23 protein-coding genes are annotated in these 25,846 nt (G+C 48.9%); 11 read left to right on the plus strand and 12 right to left on the minus strand.

Annotated elements, in window-relative coordinates; translation table 11 throughout:
• Window positions 1-68: 68 nt before the first annotated feature.
• The gene (locus AC1RJL_RS13430; RefSeq protein ID WP_492914837.1) at window positions 69-236 is read right to left on the minus strand and encodes a CsbD family protein; all 168 of its coding nucleotides are present in this window, start codon (window positions 234-236) and stop codon (window positions 69-71) included.
• Window positions 237-541: 305 nt separating this feature from the next.
• On the opposite strand from AC1RJL_RS13430, the gene AC1RJL_RS13435 reads away from it, so the two are divergent.
• From AC1RJL_RS13435 to AC1RJL_RS13445, 3 genes are all read left to right on the plus strand, one after another.
• Window positions 542-1,111 carry a GbsR/MarR family transcriptional regulator gene (locus AC1RJL_RS13435; RefSeq protein WP_492914839.1) on the plus strand — a complete coding sequence of 190 codons (570 nt, stop codon included), beginning with the start codon at window positions 542-544 and terminating at the stop codon, window positions 1,109-1,111.
• Window positions 1,112-1,215: 104 nt separating this feature from the next.
• Window positions 1,216-2,583 (plus strand): cytochrome ubiquinol oxidase subunit I, encoded by a 1,368-nt coding sequence (locus AC1RJL_RS13440; protein WP_492914841.1) that lies wholly within the window; start codon window positions 1,216-1,218, stop codon window positions 2,581-2,583.
• Window positions 2,584-2,593: 10 nt separating this feature from the next.
• Window positions 2,594-3,613, plus strand: coding sequence for a cytochrome d ubiquinol oxidase subunit II (locus AC1RJL_RS13445; RefSeq protein ID WP_492914843.1), 1,020 nt, complete (start codon window positions 2,594-2,596; stop codon window positions 3,611-3,613).
• Between the two features lies 1 nt (window position 3,614).
• Here AC1RJL_RS13445 and AC1RJL_RS13450 read toward each other — a convergent pair whose 3' ends face one another.
• The 5 genes from AC1RJL_RS13450 to AC1RJL_RS13470 form a co-directional block, all read right to left on the minus strand.
• On the minus strand, window positions 3,615-4,079 hold the full coding sequence (locus AC1RJL_RS13450) for a DUF2721 domain-containing protein (protein WP_492914845.1): 465 nt from the start codon (window positions 4,077-4,079) through the stop codon (window positions 3,615-3,617).
• A gap of 289 nt (window positions 4,080-4,368) precedes the next feature.
• Entirely contained in the window at window positions 4,369-5,061 is a 693-nt protein-coding gene (locus tag AC1RJL_RS13455) for an MgtC/SapB family protein (protein WP_492914847.1), read from the minus strand.
• Between the two features lie 333 nt (window positions 5,062-5,394).
• Window positions 5,395-6,687, minus strand: coding sequence for a PepSY-associated TM helix domain-containing protein (locus tag AC1RJL_RS13460; protein ID WP_492914850.1), 1,293 nt, complete (start codon window positions 6,685-6,687; stop codon window positions 5,395-5,397).
• Between the two features lie 24 nt (window positions 6,688-6,711).
• The gene (locus tag AC1RJL_RS13465) at window positions 6,712-9,027 is read right to left on the minus strand and encodes a TonB-dependent receptor (protein ID WP_492914852.1); all 2,316 of its coding nucleotides are present in this window, start codon (window positions 9,025-9,027) and stop codon (window positions 6,712-6,714) included.
• A 130-nt stretch (window positions 9,028-9,157) separates the two neighbouring features.
• Window positions 9,158-9,751, minus strand: coding sequence for a GNAT family N-acetyltransferase (locus AC1RJL_RS13470; RefSeq protein ID WP_492914854.1), 594 nt, complete (start codon window positions 9,749-9,751; stop codon window positions 9,158-9,160).
• Between the two features lie 323 nt (window positions 9,752-10,074).
• On the opposite strand from AC1RJL_RS13470, the gene AC1RJL_RS13475 reads away from it, so the two are divergent.
• Complete coding sequence (locus AC1RJL_RS13475; protein WP_492914856.1) at window positions 10,075-12,588, plus strand: ExeM/NucH family extracellular endonuclease; 2,514 nt, start codon at window positions 10,075-10,077, stop codon at window positions 12,586-12,588.
• 29 nt (window positions 12,589-12,617) lie between these two features.
• On the plus strand, window positions 12,618-13,226 hold the full coding sequence (locus AC1RJL_RS13480) for a cohesin domain-containing protein (RefSeq protein WP_492914858.1): 609 nt from the start codon (window positions 12,618-12,620) through the stop codon (window positions 13,224-13,226).
• A 71-nt stretch (window positions 13,227-13,297) separates the two neighbouring features.
• Here the strand turns inward: AC1RJL_RS13480 and proB are convergent, their stop codons facing one another.
• The 6 genes from proB to AC1RJL_RS13510 all read right to left on the minus strand — a co-directional run bounded on the left by proB (window position 13,298) and on the right by AC1RJL_RS13510 (window position 18,144).
• On the minus strand, window positions 13,298-14,422 hold the full coding sequence (gene proB / locus AC1RJL_RS13485) for a glutamate 5-kinase (protein WP_492914860.1): 1,125 nt from the start codon (window positions 14,420-14,422) through the stop codon (window positions 13,298-13,300).
• A 147-nt stretch (window positions 14,423-14,569) separates the two neighbouring features.
• Window positions 14,570-15,772, minus strand: coding sequence for an Obg family GTPase CgtA (cgtA, locus tag AC1RJL_RS13490; protein ID WP_492914862.1), 1,203 nt, complete (start codon window positions 15,770-15,772; stop codon window positions 14,570-14,572).
• Between the two features lie 205 nt (window positions 15,773-15,977).
• Window positions 15,978-16,238 (minus strand): 50S ribosomal protein L27, encoded by a 261-nt coding sequence (gene rpmA, locus AC1RJL_RS13495; RefSeq protein ID WP_007640051.1) that lies wholly within the window; start codon window positions 16,236-16,238, stop codon window positions 15,978-15,980.
• A 16-nt stretch (window positions 16,239-16,254) separates the two neighbouring features.
• Window positions 16,255-16,572, minus strand: a complete 318-nt coding sequence (rplU, locus tag AC1RJL_RS13500; protein WP_492914865.1) for a 50S ribosomal protein L21 — start codon at window positions 16,570-16,572, stop codon at window positions 16,255-16,257.
• Window positions 16,573-16,733: 161 nt separating this feature from the next.
• Window positions 16,734-17,582 (minus strand): alpha/beta hydrolase, encoded by an 849-nt coding sequence (locus AC1RJL_RS13505; protein WP_492914868.1) that lies wholly within the window; start codon window positions 17,580-17,582, stop codon window positions 16,734-16,736.
• A 196-nt stretch (window positions 17,583-17,778) separates the two neighbouring features.
• Window positions 17,779-18,144 carry a zinc ribbon-containing protein gene (locus AC1RJL_RS13510; protein WP_492914870.1) on the minus strand — a complete coding sequence of 122 codons (366 nt, stop codon included), beginning with the start codon at window positions 18,142-18,144 and terminating at the stop codon, window positions 17,779-17,781.
• 194 nt (window positions 18,145-18,338) lie between these two features.
• Here AC1RJL_RS13510 and leuS point away from each other — a divergent pair, with 194 nt between their 5' ends.
• The 6 genes from leuS (at window position 18,339) to AC1RJL_RS13540 (ending at window position 25,838) form a co-directional block, all read left to right on the plus strand.
• Window positions 18,339-20,801: a leucine--tRNA ligase gene (gene leuS, locus AC1RJL_RS13515; protein WP_492914872.1), complete on the plus strand. Its 2,463-nt coding sequence runs from the start codon at window positions 18,339-18,341 to the stop codon at window positions 20,799-20,801.
• A gap of 163 nt (window positions 20,802-20,964) precedes the next feature.
• Window positions 20,965-21,486, plus strand: coding sequence for an LPS-assembly lipoprotein LptE (locus AC1RJL_RS13520; protein WP_492914873.1), 522 nt, complete (start codon window positions 20,965-20,967; stop codon window positions 21,484-21,486).
• Between the two features lies 1 nt (window position 21,487).
• Window positions 21,488-22,537, plus strand: a complete 1,050-nt coding sequence (gene holA, locus AC1RJL_RS13525; protein WP_492914875.1) for a DNA polymerase III subunit delta — start codon at window positions 21,488-21,490, stop codon at window positions 22,535-22,537.
• Window positions 22,538-22,670: 133 nt separating this feature from the next.
• On the plus strand, window positions 22,671-23,420 hold the full coding sequence (locus AC1RJL_RS13530; protein ID WP_492914877.1) for a GDSL-type esterase/lipase family protein: 750 nt from the start codon (window positions 22,671-22,673) through the stop codon (window positions 23,418-23,420).
• A gap of 61 nt (window positions 23,421-23,481) precedes the next feature.
• The gene (gene axe2C / locus AC1RJL_RS13535; protein WP_492914879.1) at window positions 23,482-24,561 is read left to right on the plus strand and encodes a bifunctional acetylxylan esterase/glucomannan deacetylase AxeC2; all 1,080 of its coding nucleotides are present in this window, start codon (window positions 23,482-23,484) and stop codon (window positions 24,559-24,561) included.
• A gap of 332 nt (window positions 24,562-24,893) precedes the next feature.
• Window positions 24,894-25,838, plus strand: coding sequence for a hypothetical protein (locus AC1RJL_RS13540; protein WP_492914881.1), 945 nt, complete (start codon window positions 24,894-24,896; stop codon window positions 25,836-25,838).
• Window positions 25,839-25,846 lie beyond the last annotated feature (8 nt).

The raw sequence follows: 25,846 nt of genomic DNA on the forward strand, positions 1-25,846 counted from the left end.
AGTTTAGCGGGATTAACGCAATCCATTGCGTCAGAATGTCCAGGTTTTCCTTCACTTTAAGCAGTGGGTTACTTGTGATTGTCTTTCAAATCACCAACCCCTTTTTGGACCTTACCTTCAACTTGTTTTGCGATGCCTTTAGCTTGGTGTTTTTCACTGCCAATAGCCTCGCCAGTTTTTTGCTGCACTTTACCGGCAGCCTGCTTCACTGAGCCTTTCACTTGATCTTTGTTCATGATGATTATCTCTCTATGAATTAAGTTCAATATGGGAGTTATCTATTGAGTCACAACAAATATTTCCCTCCAGCAAATACCGCGTCGAACCTAGCACATAACCTTCATATCAGATTGGAAACGGCATTCAACGAGTTCACAATAACCAGAAAAATGCCCTGCCTCGGTGCGCAAGCAAACATAAAATCACCTTTTTACATGCTCAAATAAACCGTGCCGCAATGCCTGACAAACAGGCAAATTGCTTGACGCAGATCAAATAATTCTGTAATTTCAGTAAATACTGAAAATTCAGGAAGTACAGCATGGCCGAAAAACTGACTCCAATGATCCAGTCTTGCGTCCTTCATTTCGGCGAAATGGGCAGTCGCTGGGGAATAAACCGCACAGTAGGGCAAATGTATGCCCTGCTGGTATTAAGCAAAGAACCGCTGTGCGCGGATGACATTACTGAGGCACTGGGCATATCGCGCTCCAACGTGAGCATGGGGCTTAAAGAGCTGATGTCCTGGGAACTGGTCAAGCTGCAGCATCGCCAAGGGGAACGCCGCGAGTTCTATTCGGCACCGGGCGATGTATGGGATATCGCCAAAATCCTAATTGAACAGCGCCGCAAACGGGAAATTGACCCCACGCTCTCTACTTTGCGCAACTTGCTGATTGAAACGCCGGCCAACGCCGACGAGGAATATGCGCAAGAACGGATGCGCGAAATGCACGAGCTGATTGAGATGATTACCCTGTGGACGCAGGAAATCCAGCGCCTCGATTCTGCCAATTTGGGCAAGCTGCTCAAACTCGGCAGCAGCATCGGCAAAGTACTGGATATGAAAGATCGATTGTTGGGTTCCGGTAAAAAAGAAACTACAAAGTAACCTATCCCAACATGACAATAGTGCAAACGCACTAAATTTCTACGGAGAACATCTCCGGCTGACGCTTATCAAAAGGATTGCTCCATTTTTATCGAGGTACTTTTATGCTCGAAACACTCATACTCTCCCGCATCCAGTTTGCTGCCAATATTTCCTTTCATATTTTATTTCCCTCTATTTCAATCGCACTTTGCTGGTTTTTATTTTATTTCAAAGTGCGTTACAACCGCAGCGGCGATGATGTCTGGATGCGTGCTTATCGTTTCTGGGTGAAAGTATTTGCGCTGACGTTTGCATTGGGTGTGGTCAGTGGCATCACCATGAGTTTCCAATTCGGCACTAACTGGCCGGGCTATATGGAAACAGTGGGCAATATTGCAGGACCATTGCTTGGCTACGAAGTACTAACGGCATTTTTTTTAGAAGCCACATTTCTAGGCATTATGTTATTCGGCATTAACAAAGTATCCAATCGTATTCACACGCTCGCGACTTTCCTGGTGGCATTCGGTACCAGCATGTCGGCCTTCTGGATTATTGCACTCAACTCCTGGATGCAAACACCCACTGGTTTTGAAATGCGTCAGATCGGCGACACCATGAAAGCGTTTCCGCTGGATTGGTGGGCAATTATTTTTAATCCATCCATGCCCTATCGCCTTGCACATATGCTGACTGCATCAGGTTTAACTGCTGCATTTTTAATTGCAGGGATTTCCGCCTACCGTATTTTAAAAGGTGATCACAAACCCGCACCAAGACTCACACTCAAAAATGCTATTACCGCTGCGGCACTGTTAATTCCCTTACAAATATTTCTGGGTGATATGCACGGCCTCAACACATTGCATCATCAGCCCGCAAAAATTGCCGCGATGGAAGCGGTCTGGCATACCGAAAAAAATGTTCCGCTGTTGCTATTTGCAATCCCGGATGAAGAAACCCGGAGCAACAAATACGCAATCCAAATTCCCAATATGGCGAGCATTATCTTGACGCATACCACTGATGGTGAAATCAAAGGTTTGAATGAATTTCCCAATGCACATCCACCGGTTACACCTTTATTTTATGGCTTCCGTATTATGGTGGGGATGGGGATGTTGATGTTGTTGGTATCCTGGGTCGGCTGCTGGCAAATTTATCGCCACAAAGAAATATCACCATTAATGCTCAAAGTATTTGTCGGCATGACATTCTCCGGTTGGATTGCCACGCTTTCAGGATGGTATGTCACTGAGATCGGCCGCCAGCCCTGGTTAGTAACCGACATATTGAAAACGGCGGATGCAGTTACCAGTACACCGGCGACCAACGTTGGCACATCACTCGCGATTTATTTAACACTCTATGTCGTGTTGCTAATTGCCTATATCCGCACACTGTTTGTGATGGCAAGAAAATCTGTGCTGGTGGATCGACCTGAACATGTTGACACACTGCAAGAAAAACTGGTCGAAAAAAATCTGTGAGGAAAACATCATGACCGATATCAGCACTTTGTCCGGTGAAGCATTTTGGCTCCCTGTTATTTTTATTGGCTTGATGGGACTTGCCCTGTTTATTTATGCCATTCTCGATGGCTACGATCTCGGTGTCGGAATTTTATTACCCAAAGATTCCGAAGAGCAGCGCGATACCATGATCGCCAGTATCGGTCCATTTTGGGACGCGAACGAAACCTGGTTAGTGCTGGGCATAGGTATTTTATTGATTGCTTTTCCCCTCGCACACAGCATGATTTTATTGAATTTGTATTTGCCGGTAACCGTGATGCTCGCAGGTTTGATATTGCGTGGTGTTGCCTTCGACTTCCGCGCTAAAGCACCGGAAGATCATAAAGAATTGTGGGACCGCGCATTTCAAGTTGGCTCATTGCTCGCCACTTTGGCACAGGGTTATATGCTCGGCCTGTTCGTGATGGGTTTTGAAGACACAGTGGCCTCGCATTTGTTTGCCGCGCTCAGTGCGATTTGCGTCACCGCCGGTTATACCTTTATCGGCGCAGCATGGTTGGTAATGAAAACCGAAGGTGAATTACAAAAGCGTTCAGTGTGGTGGGCGCGTCGCTGCGCATGGTTGATGTTATTGGGAATTATCGCAGTATCTATCGTCAATCCATTAGTCAGCCGCACCATTTTTGATAAATGGTTTGGCTCACCGCTGGTGATGGTGTTGTGGGTAATCCCGGTATTTTGTTTTGTATTGTTTTTTATTGCCGACCGCTACTTACGCCGCGCGCCTTACACTAATGATTTTGGCTGCTGGATTCCTTTCGCTTCAGCTGCAATGATTTTCCTGTTAAGTTTTATCGGCTTGGCTTATAGCTTTTACCCTTATGTCGTACCAAACAGATTGGATATATGGCAAGCCGCCAGCGCGCCGGAATCGCTGATGTTTATTTTGTACGGCGTGATTGTCGTGCTGCCCACTATTCTCGGCTATACCTTCTTCGCCTATCGCGTATTCCACGGCAAGGCGACGCAGTTGAAATATTATTAATTTACTTAGCGCGCGCAATTACCTGGATGCGCACTGTGCGCGTAGCAAGATGAACTTCACGCAAGAAGTAGCCAAGCCCAACAATCAAGGTCAAGGTTGATGCGGTGAACAATGCACTAATTATCCACTTGAGTTCTACTTGCAATAACACCTGTAAAAAGATCACCGCAACAACCATACACACCAATAATGCCGAGCAAGTACAGGCAGTAATTGCCGAGCTGGCGTAATGGCGGCGGCGCTCAAGACGATTTAGTTCTTTATGGAGAGTTTCCGGATTTTGAAAATGTTGCGGAAGCCCCTGCTCGGTAAGGCTGCGCCCACGATCAATGATTCGCGCCAAGCGACTCGCCATTACATTCAGCAAACCAGCAATACCAGTCAGCAAAAACACCGGCGCAAGTGCGAGTTGGATTGCATGGGCGACATCGCCAAAATTCATAGTGGCTTCGGGAATAGAATTCATTATTAGCTCTCAATAATTGGTTTCGACCAACTGGTCGATCTGATACCAGGCCTGTCACGCATGGTAGGCGAGCACTAAACCCTTGTAAACCAACACGACTAATCTTGTTGGTCATGGTTATAAGGTTTTCACTGGGAAATCTTGTAGCAGAACAACCAGAACGACCACTATCGGTCCCGGTACTTTTCCAGTAAACCCGGCATCAAGTAGTTATGAAATTTTTAGTGCGAAAGGTTGCGAGGTATTGGCAGTGTGGGAAAAGCCGGTAGAGTTTTCGGATGAAGCAGCGCTAATCACCGGTAGGCGATATGCGAAACTCGCGTACATTGTCTTGCGTTCGCCACAGATCAGAAAGTCGGGAGACATTATTGAGATCTGCAGTCCTGATTACCATGCGGTATTCAAAGTGGTTTTCTTCCGTCACGCGATAACTTGTATTAGCCACACTAAATCCCTGCTGCTGCAAAAGTGCAATTAATTCTTTTTCAGTCATCACCCGATCACGATCAAAACTGATTTGATGGTGCACGTAATATTGGCCGGGTAATTTCGCTTCTATGATGCGAAATAGCGACAACACACTAACCGTCATAATGGTGGCGATAATCGCCGGAAAATAAAAACCAACGCCGATGAGAATACCAATTGCCGCAGTAATCCAAATCGATGCCGCCGTAGTCAGCCCGCGAACACTCAAACCTTCCTTGAAAATAACACCCGCACCGAGAAAACCAATGCCGGTCATAATCCCCTGCGCCATTCTGGTTGGATCGGCGCGCACTGTATCCGGTGGTACAGCAGGCAACCACTTCCATTGATAGTAGGTAATCATCATTAACAAACTGGATGCAAGACATACGAGAGTATGCGTGCGAAATCCCGCAGGCCGTCCATGATAGCTGCGCTCCAGTCCGACAACACCGCCTGCAATGAGCGCCCCAAACAAATGGGCAATAATTTCAAGCTGATCAGCACTCATCATTTACTCCCACCAGGTATCCCACTCTAAATGTCCCGCCTTAAATTTCCTGATCCTAACTGAAGCTTGTTTCAGCGGGAAAATACTATTTGCTTATATACTTATTGCCAGGGGAGCTGGTGAATTGATGGCGTTTGTCGACACGATTCAACATCCATATCCCAATATGGATGGGATTGCGGCGAATGCGCATTTTAAATATTAACAGGCACGCACCATTATCAAGCGGTTGCGCCCGATATTATCAAACCGGCACTTGATGCGAGAAACACAACTGGAAAACATGGGAACAATTGTGGCCAGGCTTGTTAACCAAACAATAATTACAACAGGCTTTTATTTACTTAAACCCAACCACTGGCTAATACCATCCACACGGCGCAGCAGCAAAAATTCAATTGCCAATAATGCAACCAGCGAAATCGCCAGCAACGGTAAAAACAACGCCAGGCCTATGGTTATCGCAACTACCGTAAAACCAATCCGCGCCGGCATTGCCGGCGGTGCGCCCAATGTCGATTGTGGTTTGCGTTTACGCCACAAAATAAAACCGCTAACACTGATTAGGATTAAGCCCGCGCAAGTGAGCACACCCAACACCAGATTAAACCAACCAAATAAATAACCCTCGTGCGCAGCTATTCCAACACCAATGGCGCGATCTAATAATTTCTTCTCTGCGAAACCGCTGCGTTTTTCGATACTGCCATCACTGCTGATCCACACATCTGCACGCTGCGGACGATTGGAATTTTGCGATGAGGCTTTCCAACTGTTGTGATGACTATTGGCGATGCTTAATTCCACCGGTGCAGCCAGTTTCAATTCTTCAGCACTGGTTAAAATTTCCGGCGTGAGATCAAAAACATCGCTCGCCTGTGCGCGCCAATGTTGATGTTCCTGCGCACGGCTCTGGGTCCAATCCTGCTGCACTGGCGCCAATTCAAAACTGCGCACTTCTTTTAACGCGCCACCCCATACCAGCGCCCAAGGTAATCCAGTCACCAATAAAAATAACGCAAATGCAGAAATCCAGATGCCGGTAACCGCATGAATATCTCGCCAAAAGGTGCGGCTGCCATCGCGCAGGCGCGGATAAATAATTCCTGCCATACCCTGCGCATTACGCGGCCACCACAAGTACAAACCGGTAACAATTAATACAATTGCCCAGCAGGCAGCGAGCTCTACCAATATCGAGCCAATATTGCCCAGTAATAATTCGCCATGAATGGTTTTGACGATATTCATCAACTGCGCACTGCTTTCCTGCTTGCCCGCAATTTCACCGCTGTAGGGATTTACAAATACTTGCCAATTTTCCTGCGCTTGTACATTGACCAATACCGATTCATCCGTCGCTTGCGGTAAGCGATAGCTGAGGAATTTTCCATCGGGCACGGCATCCAGTGCCGCCCGGATTTGCTCGTTTGCTGATAATCGCTCACCACTCACTGGCAGCTGATGGAATTGGCTTTCTTGCCATTGCTCGTAATAAGGTTTGAATAAATAAATCGCCCCGGTTAACGCGAGCAGAATGACAAACGGAATAGAAAAAAGTCCGGCATAAAAATGCCAGCGCCAGATAGTGCGATACAGGGCTTTTTGGTTGTAGGGATTATCGGCCATTATTTTTTTCTCACCCAGTGCAAGTTACATATCGTAAGAAAAGCTTAGGTACATAGTTCTACCCGGCCATGGGTGTGCCACATAACTGACTTCATCAGTGACATTATCAATTCCAAAACCTACTTCAATTTGATCGTTAATATCGTAGGTTGTTTTAACACCGAGTCGGGTGTAACTGTCCTGCGCGCCCATCACACTTTCTGCGGTATCGGTATTATCCAAGCGGCCAAAACTTTTATCCGCATATTGCACATTCGCACTGATATCCCAACGATCACTCATGTGATAAGTCGTCATTAAATTGCTGCGCCAGCGCGGCATACGCGGGTAGTCATTACCCTCGATACTGTTAGCCGGATTAGCACCTTCTGCCGTGCTGTTATCCTCAATAATGGATTTGGTGTAAGCAACATTGAAGCGGATATCCAGTTCCGGCACTAGCACACCGTAGCGATTCACAATTAATTCAACACCGTCGGTTTTCACTTCATCGATAGCAGAGAAAGTGGTTATTGATCCACCGCCAGGCAATAAATTGGATTGGGATTCGATAGCATCCTGAATTGTTTCAGTAAATAAATTGACGCGCATATAGCCAGTCGTAAATTGCTTTTCCAACATCAGGTTGTGGTGCAAACCATTTTCCGGTTTGAGATCCGGCTTTGCCTCCACAACAGTGGAATAGGATTGGCTTTGCATAAACAGTTCTTCCACTACCGGAAAGCGATAAGCTTTTGCGAGCGAGTAGCGCACCAACCAATCTTGTGCAGGAACATAGCCGAGCGAAAACTTGGGCGAGAATTGATTACTGGATGCTTGCGGTACATCAACCAAATCAAACTCAGGCGTAGATGGAAGATCTTTATTGAAATAACCGTCGTGACTTTCCCAGCGCTCATAGCGGCCACCGAGTGCCAGATCCCAGCGCGCATCAATATTCCAATTCATTTGCACAAACGCGGCGCTGATATTGGTTTCACCACCGCTGCGACTGGTGAAGCCAGCGTTATCACCTTTTGTCCAATCAGCTGAATTAAATACATCCATATTTAATTCATAGGCTTCATAGCGCGCACCGGTAATTAACTCCAAACCTTTTACACCCAGATCGGAAAACACAAACTTTCCTTCCAGTGTTTGCCAACCGGTATCTTCGTAATCCGTCGTTTGTCCGCGTCCTTTAAATAAAGGATCTTGCAATGAATGGCTGGATGCGCGGCTGTTATCTTCCAAAATACGGAAGTCGCTGATGTTCGCTTCAAAGCGGGTGCTGTCGGTGAGGTTACCTTTAACGCGGAAACCGGTGGATAAACTGCGGCGCTCAAGATCACTTACCCCCAGTCGATTGGCAGCCACGTTCATACCCATGCCGTCCTGGTTAAAATTACCTGACCATAATGTTTCGCCCGCTGCATTGCGGATATAACTATTGGGAGAATCGCGCAGCGTAGTGCGATCTTCATAAGCGAGATTTAATAAAGTCGACCAGTTTTCAAAATCGTAACCGAGTTTTAATTTGAAATTATCGGTAGTCGCTTGCTCGACGCCGGTATCGCCAAAATAATATCCGGGCTTGCCGAATACATCTTTATCAACCACCGCACCGCTTACCGGAATTGCATTGGCTGCGGGAGTACGCGCATCAAAATAATAGGATTGCGGTTGGCTGTCGTTTTCTAAATGGTTGTAAGAAAGATAAACACTGAGATCGCCAAATTTATCGCCATAGGAAACAAAAGTTTTGTAGCCACTCAAGCGGTCATCAAAACCGTAGGCATTAAAATCTTGTGAGAAATAATCCAGATCCACATGCACTTCACGCTCTTGCGGAATTGCAGTTTCGATCAACACCACACCGCCCATGGAATTGCCGCTATATTCGGCCGAGAAAGGCCCGTAGAGAATCTCCACTTGCGCAATTTCACTCGCGCTCACCATGGTCCAGCGCGGCGCTCCGCTCCAGCGCGTTTGCAATAAATAATGTAGCGGCACACCGTCGGCAAATACCATCGAGCGCGCTGTGGCAAACATGTTGGAACCACGCAGGCCGAGCGTGCCGTTGGAATCGCCAATGTAACGCTTGCGAATCACGATACTCGGCTCGTACTTAACGATATCTTCGGTGGTAGTAGCGTTGATGCTGACGATATCTTCCTGCGTCAGCACACTGGTGGGATTGGTGTAGCCGGACTGCGAGCTATCGCGCGCCTCACCCCAGACAGTGACTTCTTCAACTTTAGGTTTTTTGCCATGCCCGAGGACTTCGTCATGGGCGCTCGCCACGCCCACCAAGCCCAGGTTTGCCATCGCAACAATTAATGTCAGTTTGATGCGTCTCACTTGCCCTGCCCCTCACAATTTTTATCTCATTTTGAGGTGGGACTTTAGGCGATTTCACACGCCACGCACAGTGACAAATTGTCGCAGGGGTGCGGCCGGATATTCAATCTGGCGCCGCATCAGAAGAGGATTAATCCAACCAGCGGCGCATAGCGGAAATATGTGAACCGCTGGCTTTGAGGCCTTCCAGTGGACTGCCCGCCATTTGCTCGATGCGATTGGGTAAAGGGGAAATACGCAACAGGTATTCGTCGGGAGTAGTTTGTTGTTTATCGGTTAATGGGGTAACGAAAGATTTGATCGGCAGCGCGCCTATATCACGCGCAAAACTATCAAACATGGACCAGGAGACTGAATTCTTAATACCGATGGCAGTGACCAGTGTGGTCGCCTGCTCACAGGCCGGTTGGGCAATTAGCCAATGCAACATTTTTTTGCCCAATCCGAGATCGCGCAGGGATTGGGCAACCACTACCTGCCACACAAATAAAGTACCCTGTTCGTTAGGCGGATAATAAGCAGACACAAACCCGACCAGGCGATTTTGCAGAAAGGCAGCCACTGAGGTCCTGGCGAAATGACCGCATTGCAGGAGCGTACATTGCACAGAGTTGCCGTCGAGGACGGGTGTAGTGGCCAACAGATCTTTGAGTGCATCGCCATCAGTGGCGAGGGGAGTGCGGAATTCAATCTTATCGAGCAAAAGATCGTTTCTGGTGTTCATGAAAAAAAACCTCCATACAGCGTCTTTGTCTACACAGATGCAGACAGTACAGATCACAGCGTTATCGTTTCAAGTTAATTAACCCTATCAAGCAATGGCCCAATAAAAAGGATGAGGAATTCGGACTGCCCTCACGCCGGCGAAGTTCCCCATCTTTACATTTCCTTGTAGAACGATTCGCTATAGCCAATTTATTAACCATTGCGAGCTTGTATTCATCAAAACATCATCAAACCGTCTAAATCCCGCCACAGCGCCGTAACAAAGCCCACCTATGCTGCGTTCCGAGATCAATAAACTACCAGGTATCAAGGGAGCCCTTTATGAAATACACATCTCAACCACTGCTGCTGGCGATTGCTATTACCTGCTTCAGTGCCATGCCCGCCGCCGCCAACCTGTATTTTTCCGAATACATTGAAGGCAGTAGCAATAACAAAGCGCTGGAAATCTATAACAGCAGCGCCAGCGCGATTAATTTGAGCGGCTACAAAGTCGAGATGTATTTTAACGGCAGCAACAGCGCGGGATTGACCATCAACCTCACCGGCAACATTCCGGCAAATGGCGTGTTTGTGCTTGCGCACGGCAGTGCGAACGCGACTATTTTGACCAAGGCCAACCAAACCAATAGCTCCGGTTGGTTCAATGGCAACGATGCGATTGTGTTGAAAAATGGCAATACCATTTTGGACAGCATCGGCCAGGTTGGTGTAGACCCGGGCATTGAGTGGGGTACAGGTTTTACCAGCACGGCAGACAATACTTTGCGCCGCAAAACATCCATCACCGGCGGTGATACCAACCCAAGCGACAGTTTTGACCCGAGTATCGAATGGGAAGGTTATGCACAGGACACCTTCGATCACCTGGGCATATACCAAGGCAGCAGCAATGGCGGTGGCGGTGATGACGGCGGCAATAATGGCAGCGGCCAATGTGGTGAAACGGCAACACGCATCGCGCAAATTCAGGGCGCAGGTGCGAGCAGTCCGTTAGTGGGTAACAGTATCAGCATTGAGGCCATAGTGGTTGCTGATTTCCAGAATGCCAATCAACTCGGCGGCTTTTTTGTGCAAGACGCCGATAGCCACAGCGACAATAATCCTTTGACCTCTGAAGGCATTTATATCGCCAGCACTACACCGGTTGCCGTAGGTGATCGCGTGCGCGTGCGCGGGACAGTTGCAGAAACTTTCCAGTTAACCCAACTCAACAACACCAGCGTAACTGTGTGTGCGAGCAACCAAACCCTGCCGATACCCGCAACTATTTCACTGCCAGTGACTTCGCTCGATGCCTTTGAGGCGATCGAAGGAATGTCGGTCGCGATTGCGCAGACACTGACGGTGAACGAGACCTATCAACTCGGTCGCTACGGACAAGTATTGCTTGCCAATGGGCGCTTGCAACAGCCAACCAATGTTGCGGAACCTGGCGCTGCGGCCAATGCACTGCAAGCACAAAATAATTTGAATAAATTAATGCTGGACGATGCGAGCAACATTCAAAACCCTGATCCGGTAATATTTCCTGCTCCGGGATTGTCTGCTGAAAACACCTTGCGCAGTGGCGATACGGTTGCCAATTTGCGCGGTGTCATCACTTATGATTTCGGTATCTACCGCATTCTACCCACCATCGCTCCGGAATTTATTAACAGCAATCCACGCCCATTGGCTCCGGTTGCAGATTCGGCAGCAAATTTAAAAATTGCCAGCTTCAATGTTCTCAATTTCTTTAATGGTAACGGCACTGGCGGCGGCTTTCCTACGGCACGCGGCGCGAATACCGCAGCAGAATTTGCGCGGCAGAAAACCAAGATTGTCAGCGCACTGGTCGGTTTGGATGCGGATATCATCGGCGTAATTGAAATTGAAAATGATGGTTATGGTAGCAACAGTGCCATCGCTGAATTAGCCACTGCATTAAATACCGCGACTGGCGCCACCGCATGGAAATATATCAACCCGGGTGTGAATAAAATTGGCACCGATGAAATTGCTGTAGGTTTTATTTATCGCAGTGACAAAGCAACCGCAATCGGCAAAACCGCTATTTTGGACTCAAGCGTCGATTCACAATTTATCGATACCAAAAACCGCCCGGCACTGGCGCAAAGTTTCCGTGTTAACAGCAATCGTGCAATTGCGACCGCAGTCGTCAACCATTTCAAATCCAAAGGTTCGGATTGTAATGATATCGGCGATCCGGATATTGGCGACGGCCAAGGCAATTGCAATATCACCCGCACCAAGGCAGCTGCCGCACTGGTCAATTGGTTAAATACCGATCCAACCGGGGTAAATGATCGCGATTATTTAATCATCGGCGATTTAAATGCGTACGCTAAAGAAAATCCTATCGCACAAATTCTTAACGCCGGTTACACCGACCTTATTAATAAATTCGGCGGCGATGCAACTTACTCTTACGTATTTGACGGCCAGGCAGGTTATCTGGATCACGGCCTCGCAAGCCCTGCGTTAACGCCACAAGTGTTATTCGCGGCTGACTGGCATATCAACGCCGATGAACCGATTAGTTTGGATTACAACACCGAATTTAAATCGGTCGCACAAATTCTTAATTTCTATTCGCCTGATGCTTATCGCTCATCCGACCACGACCCATTATTAGTTTCATTGAAATTGGTACTGGATCTGGATGGTGACGGCGATGTGGATAAACACGATGTACAACTGGTCGCCAACGCACTGGGCATTACTCCAACGGCATTTGATCAACGCGATGTGAATGGTGATGGCGTTATCAATGCCAACGATGCACGCGCACTGACTTTGCAATGCACACGCCCCGGCTGTGCAACCAACTAACAATTTAATGTGGTTTTCAGGAGAAATTTATGAAGCAGTTAAGAAAAGTTTTGGTATCGCTGGCACTGTTATTTTCCGTAGATACCTATGCAATCAGCATTGATCTCGTTGCTAACAAATCAGTAGTAAATGTTGGTGACAGCCTTGAAGTAGCCGTACGCATCAGCGGGCTGAATGATGCGAGTGCACCATCTCTCGGTGTTTACGATGTTAACTTCCTGTTCGATAGCAGTTTATTTAGCGTCAACAGCGTTAGCTGGGGCGACTCCGCAAAAGGCAACCAATTGGACCTTGCTGGTTTTGGCAGTTTGCAAGATATAACCAGTGGTGCCGGTTGGTTGAATTTATTGGAATTGTCTTTTGATGACGCTTTGGATTTGGATCTATTACAAGCTGGCGAATTCACGTTGTTCAGTGTACTGCTAAACACCATTGCAATTGGCACCGGCAATTTTTCGCTGGTCGCCAATTCATTGGGCGACGCTTATGGCGATAATGTGGTCGCCGATCACATCAATGGAATCCAGGTAGCCACAGGTGCTGTATCTGTACCTGAGCCATCCAGTGTAGTACTGTTGCTAGTGGGTATCTTTGCTATCGCCATGTTGCGTGCAAAATCGACGCAACGCCAATATTAATACCTGCAGAAATAAAAAAGCCCGCGTTTTTAACGCGGGCTTTTTTATTTTTCATTACACAATGCAGGTAATTAACTCAACACCAAATTATCGCGATGGATTAATTCGTTATCGTCCTGGTAACCTAAAATATCGGCGATTTGGCTACTGGGTTTACCGATAATTTTGCGCGCCTCGTCAGCGTGGTAGTTAATCAAACCCCGTGCGATTTCCTTGCCATCCAAGTCTTCACAAATCACCATATCACCGCGGGTGAAATCGCCGCGCACTTCTTTTACACCGACGGGCAAAATACTTTTGCCTTGTTCGCGCACAACGCGCGCTGCACCCTCATCTAAAACGATAGTGCCACGAGTTTGCAATTGGCCAGAGATCCAGCGCTTGCGCGCCGCTTGTGGTTGCTGTTCGGCCCACAAAAAAGTACCAAGATTTTCGCCCGCGGCAATGCGCAGTAATGCATTATCGATGCGGCCACCGACGATAACCGTATCGGCGCCCGAACGCGCCGCAACACGGGCAGCACGCACTTTGGTAATCATTCCGCCACGACCCAGAGCACCGCCAGTGCCGCCCGCCATTTGTTCGAGGCGAGGATCATCGGCAGCAATTTCACCCAGCAATTGCGCATCAGGATTCGAGCGCGGATCGCTGTCATACATACCTTTTTGGTCGGTGAGAATCACCAGCAAATCGGCTTCAAGTAAATTGGCAACCAATGCGCCGAGCGTATCGTTATCGCCAAAACGGATTTCTTCGGTAGTAACGGTATCGTTCTCGTTAATCACCGGCACCACATTAAAACTGATCAGGGTTTTTAGCGTGGAACGCGCATTTAAATAGCGCTGACGTGAAGAGAGGTCGTCGTGATCGAGTAATACTTGCGCCGTGAGCAAACCATAGCGTTGGAATTCCACTTCGTAGGTTTGGATCAAACTCATTTGACCGACGGCAGCAGCAGCTTGCAACTGGTGGATTTCAGTCGGACGAGTAACCCAACCCAGACGACGCATACCCGCGGCGACCGCACCGGAAGATACCAGCACTAATTCGATACCGCGCAAACGCAGTTCGGCCATTTGTTTGACCCAACCGGCAATCGCCTCAGCATCCAGGCCTTTACCATCATTGGTTAAGAGTGCGCTGCCAATTTTTACTACCCAACGTTTAGCGTGGGGAATAATGTCTCTTTTGCTCATGAATAGGATGCGCTCAAGAATAAATAAATGAAATTTTTAAATAATCGATTTATGAATATAAAACGCCCGCCTCTTAATGCAACACGCCCGGAGCGGAGCCCGGGCGTAAGGTTACACTATTTTGCAGCTGAAACTGATCAGCAGCAATTAATGATTAACGTAAATAACTTCAACGTCGTAATCTTCTTCATTGAAATTATCATCTTCAGCATCGCCGCGTGCACGGCGCGCTTCGCGTGCCCTTTCACGTAACTCTTCAATACGCTCACGCGCTTCCTGTGCCATTTGATTTTGCAGTTCCAGCTCGCGCTCGCGCACTTCCGGATTGGATTTTTCTTCTTCCCAAATTTCTTCCAGCAAAGCCATCGCTTTACCAGCCAGTGGCATAGTGCCATCGCGATTCAATGCCGAAATGCGGAATACGGGACCAGTCCAACCCAGGTCATCAATCACTGCCTGGCAACGTGCTTCGACTTCATCGGGCGGCAACAAATCAATTTTATTCAACAATAACCAACGGTCACGTTTGGCCAAAGTCGGGCTGAATTTTTCCAATTCGTTGGCGATGATACGCACATTGTCGGCAGGATTGGAATCATCTACCGGCGCCATATCGACCATATGCATAAGCACACGGCAACGGGTTAAATGCTTGAGGAAACGCACCCCTAATCCCGCGCCTTCTGCCGCACCTTCAATCAGGCCGGGAATATCGGCGATAACAAAACTGCGGTGCTGCTGCACTTTTACCACACCCAGGTTCGGCACCAGCGTGGTAAATGGATAATCGGCCACTTTCGGTTTAGCCGAGCTGACGGCGCGAATGAAACTGGATTTACCCGCATTAGGCAAACCGAGCATACCGACATCAGCCAATACTTTTAATTCAAGCTTGAGGTTACGCATTTCACCTTCCGTACCCGGAGAGGTTTTGCGTGGGGTGCGGTTGGTACTGGTTTTAAAACGGGTATTCCCCAAACCGTGGAAACCACCCTGCGCCACTTTTAATTTTTGGCCGTGCTCAGTCAGATCACCGAAAACCTCTTCGGTATCGATATCGATAACTGTGGTACCCACTGGAACCGGTAAAAATAAATCTGCACCTTTAGCGCCGGTGCAATCTTTACTGCCACCTTTCTCGCCATTTTCCGCGCGATAGGTGGGAACAAAACGATAGTCGATCAAGGTGTTGAGGTTTTCGTCGGCCACCAGAAAAACACTGCCGCCATCGCCGCCGTCGCCACCATCGGGGCCGCCTTTGGAAATAAATTTTTCCCGCCGGAAGCTCATGAATCCGTTGCCACCCTTACCGGCTTCGACATGAATTGGGGCTTCATCAACAAATTTCACAGCGCACTCCAGAAGGACTAAAAAAGAAACTTAATTAAAAAACAATAACTACTGCATATTCACTTCAGGCGAAACACTCGGGCGAAGACTCACGCGAAATGCCATCCTGAATATAAAAAAGCCCTATCGTGAACGACAGGGCTTTTTTATTGTTCTTCATTTGCCCACTGCAAACAGTAAGCTTGGCTATTTTTTTAGCGCAATATTAAGCAGCAGGAATGATGCTTACGTATTGACGGCCAAAAGCGCCTTTAATTTCGAACTTAACGGTACCGTCCACTTTCGCGAACAGAGTATGGTCTTTACCCAGACCTACGTTTACGCCAGCGTGGAATTTGGTTCCGCGTTGACGAACAATAATGCTGCCACCAGAAATCAATTCGCCGCCGTAGGCTTTAACACCAAGGCGTTTCGCTTCTGAATCACGACCGTTACGGGAACTACCTACCCCTTTCTTGTGAGCCATTTTCTAGCCTCCTCAATTAACCGTTAATACCAGTGATTTTCACTTCAGTGAACCACTGACGATGACCTTGACGCTTCATGTGGTGCTTACGACGACGGAATTTGATGATCTTCACTTTGTCGGCACGGCCATGAGCAACCACTTCAGCAGTGACAGTTGCACCTTCAACAACAGGGGCGCCAATCTTGACGTCTGCGCCGTTGGCAACCAGGTACACTTTGTTGAATTCAACAACGCCACCAGTGGTGAAATCGATTTTTTCGAGTTTGAGGGTTTCGCCCACAACTACGCGATGTTGCTTGCCACCGCTTTCAAAAATTGCGTATGCACTCATTTACTTGCTCCAAACTTTTTACCCAATTACTTGGGCTTGGACGACACGAAGTAGCTTGGCGATATGCCATGGCATTTGGGACTAGCGTCGTATACCGGTTTTCAGGGGCGGCGATTGTATGCCAAATGTCCAACAGGACGCAACCTGTAATTATAGGTACATTACAGATTAAGCCAATGTCCCGCCTGCAACCACAACTCAAGTGCTTGCGGCCAACTCGAAACAGTGCCCTGCCCCTGAATCATCCCCACGCCATGAATGCCGGTTTGATAAATATGTAATTCAGATTGTTTGTTGTGTTTTTGCACTTCGTTAAAAAACGCGAGGCTATTACCGACGGACACCGCCTGATCCCCAACTCCATGAAACATAAACACCGGTGGCACATTCGCCTTGACCTGGAATTGTAAGGAGTTGTCATGCACGAGTTGGGGATCGGGATTTTCACCCAACAGCGCTTTGCGCGATCCCGCATGTGCATCAGGGCCATAAAGGGCGATAACCGGGTAACCCAGGATCGCAAAATCCGGGCGGGGGCTGATAGCGCCCAGCGGGTCATCCAGGGTAAAACTGAAGTCAGAGCGAGTGGCGATACTTGCCGCCAAATGGCCACCGGCCGAGAAACCGATAACACCGATTTTGGCGGGATCAATTCCCCAGTGTTGCGCATTTTTGCGCACCAGGCGCACAGCGCGCAGGCCATCCAGCAAGGGCGCGGGAAAACCGTGCTCCTGCATCCGATACTTAACCACAAAAGCCGCAACCCCACGCTCGACAAACCACTTGGCGATATCGTGCCCCTCGTGGTCAATCGCCAGACGCACGTAACCACCGCCCGGGAAAACCACTACCGCTGTGCCATTGGCTTTTTCAGCCGCCGGCCAATAGGGAATCATTGCGGGGTTATCCACCGCGTACACACGCTGGTCTTTTATATGCTCGCGATCAGGCGACACCAATGGCTTGTCAGCCCAGAGATAAATAGGGTCAACAGGTAGTAGTTTAGACACGGGATCGGCAACTCCGGGAACAGGCAAGCAGGATAAAAGCAAAGCAAGCACACAAACTGTGTGACGCAATATAAAAGGCATGGCGATTCTCGCTCGTTAGTTTTTATATAACCCTTCAGTTTTTTATATAAAAGGTCAGACGAGCGAGCTTAGCAAACTTATCTGATAAATGTAGCCCGGCAACGGCTATGGCAACCTAGTGCCGCAACTGCGATTCTTCATCACCCCACCATTGGTTTTCCTGCCACTCAACGCGGGTAGGATCGGCAGCGCTCAGCAGCAACTGGCTGGTCGCCAACTCCCAATCGATGAACCCTTGCTTGATGTCATGCCAGAAATGGCCGGTATCTTCAGCTACATATTCGCGCGCAAGGCGAACCTCATCGCCCACCATCTGCTCCGCGGTCAGTTCGAGCTTGACCAGATCCTCTACCTCATGCTCGATTCCACCGCGCAAGGTTCCGAGCGCGCTGGTTTCATCCGGGTTGAGAGGCAAGTTGATTTGGTGGGTGTGATAGGGATTATCGAGCGGTTTTGAATTGGAATTATTGGTAGGTTTCATGGCAAATTCTCCTGAGCAGCTCGCCGTAAAGGGATCTAAGGAACACGTTCTGAAACACGTAATAATCGAGATAAATCAATCGATATAGTTGTACCCAGCAGGCGGTACAGCCTCTATAATCACCGCCTTTCACCACTCCATTTGGTAAAAATCCAACCTAAGTATAGGCCGTACAATCAATGCAAGAGCGCCCCATGCAAGATCAATACACTCCCGCCGAAGTTGAAGCCCAAGCCCAACAGTACTGGGAAGAACATCAAAGCTTCAAGGTTATTGAGGATCGCAGCAAAGAAAAGTTCTATTGCCTGGCGATGTTTCCCTATCCGAGCGGCAAGCTACACATGGGGCACGTGCGCAACTACACCATCACCGATGTGATCGCCCGTTACCAGCGCATGCAGGGTAAAAACGTATTGCATCCAATGGGTTGGGACGCTTTCGGCCTGCCCGCGGAAAACGCCGCATTGCAACGCCAGACAGCGCCAGCAGCATGGACTTACTCCAACACCGACCATATGCGCAGCCAGTTGAAACAACTTGGTTTTGGCTTCGATTGGTCGCGCGAACTGACCACCTGCAAACCCGAATACTACAAATGGGAGCAGTGGTTCTTTACCCGTCTTTACGAAAAAGGGCTGGTTTACAAGCGCATGGCGACAGTGAACTGGGACCCGGTAGATCACACTGTACTCGCCAATGAGCAGGTAATCGACGGACGCGGCTGGCGTTCGGGCGCCTTGGTTGAACGCAAAGAGATTCCGCAGTGGTTTATCAAAATCACCGCTTACGCTGAAGAATTGTTGAGCGATCTGGACAAGCTGCCCAACTGGCCAGAGCAAGTCAAAACCATGCAGCGCAACTGGATCGGCAAAAGTCGCGGCCTGGAAATGCATTTTGATTTGGCTTCACCGGTAGGCGAATTCACCGGCTTTGATATCTACACCACCCGCCCCGATACCATCATGGGCGTAACTTACGTGAGCCTCGCGGCCGAGCATCCAATATCCAAATTGTTGGCGGGGAAGAATCCGGCTCTCGCACAATTTATCGCTGAATGCAAGGTGCAATCAGTCGCGGAAGCCGATATGGCGACCATGGAAAAACGCGGCATCGACACCGGCATCAAAGCCCTGCACCCGATTACCGGCGAGCCGGTTTCAGTGTGGATCGCCAACTATGTGTTGATGGATTACGGCTCAGGCGCAGTGATGGCAGTGCCGGCGCACGACCAGCGCGATTATGAATTTGCGCAAAAGTATAATCTTGCGATCTCCCAGGTTATCGCACCGCAGAATGGCGAAGCGATTGATCTGGCCAAAGCCGCCTTTACCGAAAAAGGTGTGCTGGTCAATTCCGGGGAGTACGACGGCCTGGATTTCAACGCCGCCTTTGATGCTATCGCCAGCACCCTGGAAATGGCCCACAAAGGCCAGGTCAAAACCAACTACCGTCTGCGCGACTGGGGTGTATCCCGCCAGCGTTACTGGGGTGCACCTATCCCCATGTTCAACCTGCCAGACGGCGGTGAAATTCCCGTACCCGCACACAAACTTCCCGTGTTGCTGCCGGAAGATGTCGTGATGAACGGCGTTCACTCGCCGATCAAAGCCGATCCCGAGTGGCGTAAAGCCGAGTTGGATGGCAAAGCGGTTGAACGCGAAACCGATACTTTCGATACCTTTATGGAATCCAGTTGGTACTACGCGCGCTATACCTGCCCGAACTTTGAAGGTGGCATGCTCGACAAAGCCGCAGCTGATTACTGGCTGCCGGTGGATCAATACGTAGGTGGCATCGAACACGCCATCCTCCATTTGCTCTACTCGCGCTTCTTCCACAAATTGATGCGCGACGAAGGCCTGGTGAGCTGCGACGAACCCTTCGAGCGCCTGCTCTGCCAGGGCATGGTGCTGAAAGACGGCACCAAGATGAGCAAGTCCAAGGGCAATACCGTTGACCCGGAAGAGTTGATCAACCAATACGGCGCCGATACCGTCCGTCTCTTCTCCATGTTTGCCGCTCCACCGGAACAGAGCATGGAATGGAGCGACTCCGGAGTGGAAGGTGCCAATCGCTTCCTGCGTCGTTTGTGGAAAGCCGTTGAAAGCCACATTAACGCCGGTACGCCGGGCAAATTGGTAGTCGCCGATTTACCCCAAGCGCAAAAAGATTTGCGTAGAAAAACGCACGAGACTATCCAGAAAGTCAGCGATGACTACGGCCGTCGCCAAACCTTTAACACCGCAATTGCCGCGACCATGGAATTGCTCAACGAAACCAGCAAACTCGCCGACCGTGCCAATCCACTCGGATTAGCTGTTGAACGCGAAGCGCTGGAAGCGGCGATTTTGTTGCTCGCACCAATCGTGCCGCATATCAGCCATTCACTCTGGCAAGCGCTCGGCCACAAGAGCATTCCGCTCAATGAGAAATGGCCGACACTCGATGAAAGCGCATTGACTCGTTCAACTGTTGAAGTGGTTATTCAAGTGAATGGGAAACTGCGTGGCAAATTGGATGTCGCAATTGATGCGCCGAAAGAACAGCTCGAAGCCGACGCACTCGAACAGGAAAATGTGCAGCGCTTCCTTGAAGGCATCACCGTACGCAAAGTTATTGTGATTCCTAACAAGCTGGTAAATATTGTTGCCAATTAATGGTTATTCCTCGCTCCCAAGCATCGCTTGGGAGTGTATATCTCGCTAATAACGATACTTTATTCATCGGCATTGCGAGAGCACACCACCACGTTTCATTCATCTGCGCATGTGGCTTTTAAAGCAGAGTTTGGGAACGAGATAAATCAGCATTGAGAGTGTTATGAAAAAAATTATCGTCAGCGTTTTACTTCTTACACTCTCCGCCTGCGGCTGGCACTTGCGTGGCACCGCCGGCGGTGACGACAAACTCGCCATGACCACCCCGTTGGATTTAGTAATTACCACCAAAGACAACTACAGCCCACTGGTGAATGCGCTACGCCAATCGCTGCAGGCCTACAAGATCAATGAGATAACTGAATCACCCAACAGTTTCACCCTCAGCCTCGACCGTGAAATAGTGGATAAGCGCACCGCTGGTGTCGGCAGCGACGCATTGACCAGCGCGTATGAACTTATCCTGCGCGTCGATTACCGCATCAGCCATGCCGGTGTGGTTATTACCCCGCTCGACACCAGCGCACGTGTTTCGCGCACTTACAATTACAATGTCAACAACGCCAACAGCGCTGCGCAGGAAGAAGAGCTGGTGCTGCGTGAAATGCGTCGCGAACTCGCACAAACTATTTTGCGCCGCGTAAAAAACCTCAGCGCAAAACCTGCACCGGCTGCAGTGCAATAAAATGCCCAAGCTCCGCGCCGAACAATTAGCCGCCGCCCTCACCAAATCGCTGACGCAAATTTATCTGGTGTCGGGTGATGAACCATTATTGATCCAGGAATGTTGCGACCAGATTCGTGCCGCCGCACGCAAAAACGGTTTCAGCGAGCGCGAGTTGTATCATGCCGACACCGGTTTTGATTGGGGGCAATTACTCGCTGCCGCCAACAGTCTTTCGCTTTTCGCCGAGAAAAAAATTATCGAATTGCGTATGCCCACGGGTAAACCGGGTGACAAAGGTGGCAAAGTGCTGCAAGAATATGCGCAATCACCAGCTCCCGATAATTTGTTATTAATCGTCACCGAAAAACTCGACGGCGCTACGCAAAAAAGCAAGTGGTTTAAAGCGATTGAAGATGCCGGCCAGCACATCCAAATCTGGCCAGTCACTCCGGCACAATTGCCACGCTGGATCGGTGTGCGCCTGCAACAATCCGGCTTGCAAGCCGAGAGCGATGCGATTGATTTGCTCGCCTCGCGTATTGAAGGCAATTTACTCGCCGCCGCACAGGAAATTGAAAAATTAAAACTGCTCGCCCACGACAACCGTATCAGCTATGAATTAATGGCTTCCGTTGTCGCCGACAGCGCACGCTACGATGTCTTCGGCCTCACCGACAAAGCCCTGCACGGCGACGCACGTGCGGCAGTGCGCACACTGCAAGGTTTAAAAACCGAAGGCACCGAACCGATTAATGTTCTCTGGGCGGTGACACGCGAGATCCGTGCACTCATCCAAATCTCGCAAGCGGTTGCACAAGGCAAACATTTCGAATGGGCCGCCAAGCAAGCCGGCGTGTGGGACAAACGCCAGCCGTTGATACAAACGGCACTGCGCCGACTAAAACCCGCACAACTGCAGCAGCTATTGCGCAAAGCCAACGGCATCGACAAAGCGGTAAAAGGCATGCGCAATGCCGAACCCTGGGATGAGCTACTCGATTTGATTTTAAATATCGCGGGAGTACAAAGTTTGAATGTACAAAACGAAAGGTTAAGCCTGAAAAATTAACAATAAGCACACTTATGTGCATGCAATAAAAAACATACGGCCTGCAATACAGTTCTGTCACATCGTTATAGGCTATAAGCCATAAACAGTGCGGCAGTAATTTTCCAATCACTATTGAGCAGGAATAATTACAATGATTTTGCACCACAAACACCTGGTTCGCTTTTGTTCCGGCATCGTCCTTGCCGCTGCCTGCCAATTAAGCAGCGCTTTATTGCCCATCCCGCCTAACGGCATCACGCCAACAAAACGTAACATTGAATATCCGTGGATGTCAGTCGCCACCTGGGACAAAATGCACGCTGAAGATGTGCTGGTCGCCCAATATGATCAAGTCGATGTATTGTTTGTTGGCGATTCGATTACTGCCGGTTGGGATTGGCAAATATGGGAGAAAAATTTCCAACCCCTTAACGCCGCCAACTTTGGTATCGGCGGCGATAACACCGGCAATGTACTCTGGCGCTTGCAACACGGCGCAGTGGGAAATTTACAACCCAAATTAATTGTATTGTTAATTGGCGTGAACAACGTAGGTGGATTGCAGGAATCACCTGAACAAGCAGCTGATGGCGTGACACGCGTAGTGCAGCAATTGCAACTGGCTTGGCCTGACAGCAAAATTTTATTGAACGCCGTATTTCCGTTTGATCAGGATGCAAAATCCCCCAATCGCGCCAAAGTTAACCAGTTAAATAAAATCATTGGTAAACTCGGCAACAACAAAACTATTTTCTTTAAAGATTACGGCCCCTTATTGCTGGCAAAAGATGGCAGCATTTCACCAGACATCATGAAAGACTTTTTGCATCCAACCCCGAAAGGTTATGAGATTTGGGCCAATGCAATGACACCCGATATTGAGGCATTACTAAAACCCTGATTATTTCCCTGAAAGCGCAATACAGATTGCGCTTTTTGTTTTGCTGGAGGGATAAACACCCATGAACAGATTATTATCTACTTGCACATTATTGACCGCCATCATGTTAAATCTTAGCGCTTGCACCACTGCACCACCACCGCCTACAACCACTCATATCGCCGCCAGTGACAGTTTAATTACGCGCATGGGCCGCACGCATACCAACGATGACAAAAGCCAAACCTTTGGCTTTCCCGGTGTTACGTTTATTACTGAAGTAGAAGGCACAAAACTGAGTGCCAACTTGCAAAGCAGCACAGGCAATTCCTGGATTGATGTGATTGTCGATGGCGGCTCCCCGCAAACAATCAAAGTTCCGCAACAATCCACCGAGATCGAGTTATTTAATTTTTCTAACGCTGCCAAACATCGCGTAGAGATTGTGCATCGCTCGGAGAATTGGCATGGCAATGTAACGCTCAAGGAGTTTTCAGTAACAAGTGGAGGCTTTTTCGCTGCACCCAAATTACCAAAACGCAAAATACTGGTGCTGGGTGATTCAGTCACCTGTGGTGAAGCAATTGATCGCATTGCTGGCGAGGAAAAAAATACACGCTGGTGGAACGCGCGCGAATCTTACGGCATGCTCACCGCAAAGGCGCTTAATGCACAAGTGAACCTGGTGTGTTGGGGCGGACGCGGATTGATTCGCAGTTGGAATGGCAAAACCGATGATGCCAACTTAACGGATTTTTATGAGTACGCCGTGGGTGACAACAATTCCACATACCAATGGGATCACAAGCAATACCAACCGGATTTAATTGTCAGTGCGATTGGTACCAATGATTTCAGCCCAGGTATTCCCGAGCGCGAAACCTATGTCACAGCTTATGTGAAACTCATTAATAAATTGCTGGCTAATCACCCCCATGCACATATTGCGTTAACGGAAGGGGCGATATTGCACAGTGAGAAAAAAGCAGCCTTGATTGATTACATCCGCGAGGCGATTTCGCGCGTAAACGACTCGCGCGTGCATCAGGTAACATCAACTCATTATCCCGGTGATGCGAGCGATGTACATCCTACCAGGGAGCAACATGTGGCCATGGCGAAAGATTTAGCGCCGCAATTAAAATCGCTAATGGATTGGTAGAGTTCCTCAAGTAAACAGGCGCATTGGTGTCAGCGACGCTGGTGCGCCCATTCGTTCCGACATTATCACACCAACCTCCCGCTATCTCTTGCAGCCCAATACTCCTGGTGAAAAAATATTTCCACCTTATGGTCAAAATGAACATTTGTATGCTATGTTGATTTAGCTGCAAGCATACAAGTGTGCGACCTCCAAACTTTGATAAACCAATAAAAAAATCGGATGGTTGCAATTCAGGCCCTTGCACCTGTGGCAGCAATTAACACAAACAAGAACGCGCTGCCCGTGTAACCCACGTGCACTGGTGGCTACCCTATCCCAGGAGTTTAAAAATGCTAAAAAATATTCCTCTCATTATTCTCGTATCTGCGTCGCTGGTCGCTTGCGGTGGTAGTGACAACAAAAAATCTACCAACAACTCTTCTGCCGCACTGAGCTCCATTGTCCCGGCATCATCTGTAGCAGCATCAAGTATTGCACCCGGTTCTGTGGCACCAAGCTCGGCGGTAGGAGACTCGTCAATGCCGGCAAGTTCAGCAGCCGAGGTATCCAGCACAGCAAACAATTCTTCGGTTGCACCCGCAGGCAGCTCTTCTGAAAGTTCGATCATTGTGGTGGCAAGCTCATCGATCCCGGCCAGCAGTTCCGCCGAGTCAAGTTCGTCTGTTATTAGTTCCGCTGCGAACTCTGTTGAATCGAGTTCATCCATCAGCAGTTCTGCGCCGTCAAGTGCCTTGGCGTCCTCAGCAGCATCTTCTTCTGCCTCCTCACAAGCGGGCACCACCTATACATTTACCAGCGTGACCGGTTGGGCAGTCAACGGTGGAGGTAGCCCTAACCAGATGCAAATTGAACTTAACGCAGCGACCGGTTCCGGTATTAATCTGGTTCCGGTAGATTGGTCAGCCAATACCGCCACCAATTACAAATACGAAGCGCGCTATACCTTACCTGTGCCAACTAATATCGCCGTGGGCACAAAAATCAGTTACACGCTTTCTATTCCACAGTCATACGTAACTGATGCTACTGCCATTCTGCAAATTAATTGGGGCGTTGCGAGCGGTACCTATAAATATGGTGGGGCAGGTGGCGGCTATAGAACACTTTCCGCTGCGGGAGGTGTAACAGCCGGCACTGACTTTGTTATTACCGAGACGGTAACAAGCGGGAATGCCGTAACAGGCACAGACACCTTGGGGCTGCAGATTTCCAAAGCACCAACAGACACATCAATTAAAGATAAAATTTTAATCAAGAGCATCAATATTCAATAAACGTAGGA

It is taken from the genome of Cellvibrio sp. GW822-FHT04B05 (genome assembly GCF_058800985.1).